At 43.0% G+C, this 4756-nt stretch carries 4 protein-coding genes; all 4 read right to left on the bottom strand.

Annotated elements, in window-relative coordinates; translation table 11 throughout:
- Window positions 1–39: 39 nt before the first annotated feature.
- Entirely contained in the window at window positions 40–1272 is a 1233-nt protein-coding gene (locus QZY09_RS16345) for a hypothetical protein (RefSeq protein WP_295674083.1), read from the bottom strand.
- Window positions 1269–1910, bottom strand: a complete 642-nt coding sequence (locus QZY09_RS16340; protein WP_295674082.1) for a sigma-70 family RNA polymerase sigma factor — start codon at window positions 1908–1910, stop codon at window positions 1269–1271. Before QZY09_RS16340 ends, QZY09_RS16345 begins: the two co-directional genes overlap by 4 nt.
- Before the next feature lie 348 nt (window positions 1911–2258).
- A complete protein-coding gene (locus QZY09_RS16335) occupies window positions 2259–3695 on the bottom strand; it encodes an NAD(P)/FAD-dependent oxidoreductase (RefSeq protein WP_295674080.1) in 1437 nt (478 codons plus the stop codon).
- Window positions 3695–4483 (bottom strand): NIPSNAP family protein, encoded by a 789-nt coding sequence (locus QZY09_RS16330; RefSeq protein ID WP_295674078.1) that lies wholly within the window; start codon window positions 4481–4483, stop codon window positions 3695–3697. Before QZY09_RS16330 ends, QZY09_RS16335 begins: the two co-directional genes overlap by 1 nt.
- Window positions 4484–4756 lie beyond the last annotated feature (273 nt).

Here is a 4756-nt window from a genome sequence, read left to right as displayed (position 1 = left end):
TAGTGATAAAACAAGTGATAGTATATGAATATCCTTTTTTTATGGTTTTTGCAATGGATTTAAATTCCAGGTGACACCGATAGCGACACCGGTTGATTGCAGGTGCACCTGGCTGTAGCCTAAATTACCGAGCGGCAGTTTAAAATAAGGCTGTATACTGATCCCAAATTTTGAATTGACCTGATGCTCGTAGGTCGCATTAAGATTAAGCACTCCAAAAAAATATCTATTGATACCCGGAACCGTATAACTGGAAGGTCCTGTTTGATATATGTCAGCATAGTTAAACTTATAACTTTCGTGCAGCATGATATACGACGATAATCCGGTACCAATTGAAAACCGGTTTTGATGCCTGTTGTAAACCTGGTAACCTATATTTAGCGGAATATCCAGCATACGGCAATCAGCAACTACATTTAACGGTGTAACCGGGAATTGGTAGGGCGTATGATAATTACCAAACCCGGTTAAATAGGGTTTTACTGAATAAATAGCACCCGTACTAATTGTTAATTTTTTTGAAAGTCCTACTGAAAAAAGGAGTCCAATATTAGTACCTAATTTGCTTTGCTGAAAGCCGCCTACCCCATTAAGATCGGGAGCAGCCAAAACGCTGAGGGCAAATTGCGGACGATAGGATTGCTTTACATGAATTTTATTCGTTTTCTTTTGAGGAAGGGGTGTTATACCTGAATCAGGTTTGACAGCGGCGCTTGAGGCCATCACTTCATTCATTTGCGGTTTACTTAAAGCCGGGGAATTGGTTTCAGCCATCGATTGTTTGTTTGTTTGCGGATAAACCTTATGGCTATTTAATGAAGTGTCTCCACTCACTATAGCTTGCCCCTGCGTTGTTGTGATCGGTAAGACTGATATTGACTTACGGTTACCTTTTGCACTTTTTGCTTTGCTGGTAACAAAACTTTCAACACCTGATGAGTTTTTTAATTGCGCGGCTGGTTGTTGTTTTGGGCTGGTGGTAATAATTTTATCCATTTTTGACTGCTCCTTTACAAGATTAGCTACCGAATAATGGTCGCTTTTTTGTTCGGTTTGCGGTTGGCGTAACATCCACCAGCCGAAAAACAATAATAACAATGCTGCCACACCTGTTAAAACCGGGATCCAATAAACGATTGCACGCTTTTTCCGGGGCTTATCCAGCATTTGTTCGAGCGCACTCCAATCCTGTTCCTGGTACGCGGCAGGTTCTGCCGGTTCCTCCAGGTTGCGTTTAAACAGATCGTCTAATTCATTGTCTTCACTCATTTTTTAAAACCTTTATTTAAAAACACGCGCAATGCATCATCCGTTTTAATGGCGATGATGGGTGTATAGTCTATATCATTGTTATAGTTGGAGTTATTGGCATGGGCATCCGACTTCAGGATCATTTCTTTGAGTTTTTGCCTCGCTTTATGCAAATTCGATTTTGAGGTACCCGTATTGATATTGAGCATCGTGGCGATCTCCTCATGTGAGTAACCTTCAATAGCAAAAAGGTTAAATACGGTGCGATAGGCATGTGGTAAAGCCTGCACCATTTTTAATAGGTCTTCATAATTAAGATTTCGATCGGGTAATTCGCCATCACTTATTTCGCCGGCCTGGCCAAGGTCTTCATTCAAAGCCAATTTTAGTTTTGATCGGTAGAAATCGATAGAAGTATTGATCATGATCCGGCCAAGCCAAGCTTTAAACGGGAGTGCATCGTTATACTTGCCAACCTTGCTAAACACCTTGAAGAAGCCCTGGTTCATCACTTCCGCAGCTTCGTCTTTGTTACCCGCGTAACGCAGGCATATGCCCATAGCGAAGCCATAAAATGCCTTATAGAGTTCCTTTTGGCATTTGCTATCTTGCTTGATACAGCACTTTATTAGCTCCTGTAACTCTTTTTCTCCCATTCGGGCTTAGTTATTCTTTAGCCATTTAAATTTCGGCCATTGCCATCCGCCAATAAAACTACTAAAATTAAATTAATCGGGCGGGTGTTAACTAATTGATAATTAATCAAGGATCATCCGCCCAAAACGAAATCAATTTTCTTATCTGCAGTACCTTATATCGCATAGTTATATAGACTAGACGCATCAAAAATAATTTGTTAAAAACAACCGTTTATACTTTTTAGATATTTAGAAATCGATCGATATCGGACAAAAAAATCAAAAACAGACAAATTTATCAGAACCGGGATTAAAATGATTAACCAGATTTTCAGGATTTATAGAAAAATCAGGCTAATCAACGGTTCAGACGATATCGAAGACATCCTTTAACGCCCGCTTCGCTGCGTGATAGCCGCACATGCCGTGCACACCACCGCCGGGAGGCGTGGATGAGGAACAAATATAGATGCCTTTGGCTGATGTTTTATAGGGCGACCAACGCAGGGCAGGGCGGGTAAATAACTGGCCGATATCAATTACACCACCGTTAATATCGCCGCCGATGTAGTTTGGGTTGTATTCTTCCATCTGGGCGGCGTTAAAAGTATGCCGTGCCAATATTCTTTCCCTGAAACCAGGTGCAAAACGCGCCACCTGTTTTTCAATGGCGTCTGTCATATCGGTTTGGGAACCATTGGGCACATGGCAATAGGCCCATGCGGTATGTTTGCCTTTTGGTGCGCGGGTAGTATCAAATAAGGAAGACTGAGTGAGTAGCACGAAAGGTTTTTCGACTGTTTTCCCTTCCCAGCATTGCTGTTCCGTTACCGCAATTTCCTCAAAAGTATTGCCTATATGGACGGTACCCGCTTCGCGGCACCCTGGAGCAGTAAAGGGAATTGGTGCTTCCAGTGCCCAATCGATCTTGAAAACCCCCATACCATACCTGTACCGCTCCAATTGCCATTTGTAAACAGCCGAAAACCTATGGCCGGCAATTTGTAAAAGTTGTTTCGGCGTCACATCAAATAATACTGAATGGGCTGATGGCAGTTGATCCATCGAACTGACATAAAAATTCGTTTCAATTTTTCCGCCTAACGAAAGGAAATATGACGCAAGGGCATTGGCAATGCTTACTGAACCACCTTTGGGTACCGGCCACCCTTTTAAATGCGCCTGGGCCATTAATACCAGCGCTACAGCCGAGGTAGCTGCGTTGGTTAATGGCTGTATAGAATGTGCCGCCATCCCTCCTATCAATCCTCTTGCTTCCACCGTCTCAAAACGCTTTACCAAATGTGCAGCAGAAGTTAATGCTGTGAAACCAAAGCGGGCCATAGCCAGCGGATGTTTGGGGTAATGTAAGGGTCCCAAAACGTCCGGAGCAATACCTGGCCAGTCATTAACTACTGGTTGCATCAATTTTTTATACGCGTGTTCATCAGCCCCTAATAAACCCGCTGTTTCTTCTATTGATGTTTTTATAATAGCCGCAGACCCGTTGTCAAACGGATGAGCAGCCGCTATGGTTGGAAAAATGTATTCCAAACCGTGTTCATCAAGCGGCAAGGTTTCAAAAAAAGGCGATGCCACCGCGAGCGGATGGATCGCTGAACAAATATCATGTATATAACCGGGCAGGGTAAGTTCGGTAGAACGAAGCCCGCCGCCGATCATTTCTTTTCCTTCGATCAATAAAACAGAAAGGCCCTTTTGCTGCATCAGGATAGCTGCCGCCAGCCCGTTTGGGCCGGAGCCAACCACAATGGCATCAAAATCGCGTTTCTCTAAAACCATTAAAAGTCAGAATAGGCAGTCGGATGCAGGAATATAATATCCGCCTTTGACACATTATGCTGGTATTGTGGCAATGCCACCAGGGTTTTCCATTCCGGGTCGTTTGAAAAAGTATCCCAATGTTTGTCCCTGTCAGCTTTACTGTTAAAGGTAGTCATATACATCAGGTTCGGCATGTGGCTTCCTGCCAATACTTCTGCATAAAAAACAGCGTTAAACCCAAGTCTTTTAAAAAGAGCCACCTCATTTCCATCATTAAACATTTTTACTTTGTTTAAGTTATAAGCTTCGGTGGGGCTTTCATAGCTCCGCAGCTCGTAAACGCGATCAACCTTTTTGGCAGAAAGCTGCGGCTCTGCCGGTTCTGCCATTTTAGGGAAGGCCTTCAAAACTATAGTTTCTAACCGGGTATAAGGCTCGTCGTTGTACGGTGCATTGATATAATCTTTGCCATCAATGAAGTATTGCGAATCGGCCGATAATTTGTCTGTTAGGCCTTCCAATTGTCTCCAGGTACGGAAGGGGATCAAAACATAGACCCTTTTACCCGAGGTATCGCCGGCCAGCGGCTTAAAAACACCCACATTTTTTATACCCATGCGGTGCAATGCAGGCAGGAATGCGTTCTGGAGATAATAATCAAGGCGATCTTCCTGGGCCTGTGTTTTCAGGTGGTATATCTTCAGCTGGTAATAATATTGGGGGGCAGCAACTGCTTTATAACAAAAACAGAAAAAGATGGCGGAAAACAGGAATAAAAAACGAAGGGTTGTTTTAATATGGGTCATTATAAAAAGAATTAAAAATACTGGGTGAAATTAACTTTTTCCTTTAATAAGACGTACCCGTTTATGCAGGTTAAAGCTTGGTTGTAGTATAATTGTTGCAGTGCCGACCAGTAACCGGCACTATTTGTTATTTACATGTTTGCCCCAACGTTCTAAAACGTCCATAATATCGGTGATTTTCATGGGCTTGCTTAAGTAGTCATCCATTCCCGATTTCAGGCACAATTCTTTATCTTCGGGCATAGCGTTAGCGGTCATGGCGATAATTACGGG

The organism is uncultured Mucilaginibacter sp., assembly GCF_903913935.1.
Classification (GTDB): domain Bacteria; phylum Bacteroidota; class Bacteroidia; order Sphingobacteriales; family Sphingobacteriaceae; genus Mucilaginibacter.
The sequence above is the reverse complement of the archived record's forward strand: the minus strand, read 5'-3'. Positions and strand labels throughout refer to the sequence as shown.

Coding starts and splice junctions, on each gene's coding strand:
- QZY09_RS16345 (WP_295674083.1), bottom strand. CDS start 1,272: ATGAGTGAAGACAATGAATTAGACGATCTGTTTAAACGCAACCTGGAG.
- QZY09_RS16340 (WP_295674082.1), bottom strand. CDS start 1,910: ATGGGAGAAAAAGAGTTACAGGAGCTAATAAAGTGCTGTATCAAGCAA.
- QZY09_RS16335 (WP_295674080.1), bottom strand. CDS start 3,695: ATGGTTTTAGAGAAACGCGATTTTGATGCCATTGTGGTTGGCTCCGGC.
- QZY09_RS16330 (WP_295674078.1), bottom strand. CDS start 4,483: ATGACCCATATTAAAACAACCCTTCGTTTTTTATTCCTGTTTTCCGCC.